1 protein-coding gene is annotated in these 363 nt (G+C 47.1%); it reads left to right on the top strand.

The annotated features are described in order from the left end of the window. A partial coding sequence (locus tag A3712_RS06340) for an amidohydrolase family protein (RefSeq protein WP_157618710.1) occupies positions 1-363 on the top strand: 363 nt, incomplete at both ends.

The following is a 363-nucleotide window of genomic DNA, read 5'->3' as shown; positions in this document are numbered from 1 at the left end:
CAGGGCGAAACTCTTGATGCACAAGGCGGCATTGCGGTTTCTCCTTTCTGTGAACCGCACATTCACCTAGACACAACTCAAACAGCTGGTGAGCCTAACTGGAATATCTCTGGTACCTTGTTTGAAGGTATTGAGCGTTGGGCTGAGCGTAAAGAACTGCTTTCAATTGAAGATGTTAAGTCACGTGCGAAGCAAACTTTGAAATGGCAAATTGCCAACGGTGTACAATACGTTCGTACTCACGTAGACGTGTCTGACCCAACGTTAGTCGCGCTAAAAGCGATGGTTGAAGTGCGTGAAGAGATGGAAGAATGGGTCGACATCCAGATCGTTGCATTCCCTCAAGAGGGCATTCTTTCTTAC

This window comes from Vibrio sp. HI00D65 (genome assembly GCF_001635455.1).
Lineage (GTDB): Bacteria > Pseudomonadota > Gammaproteobacteria > Enterobacterales > Vibrionaceae > Vibrio.
Note: the sequence above shows the minus strand (reverse complement) of the source record. Positions and strands in the feature narration are given on the sequence as shown.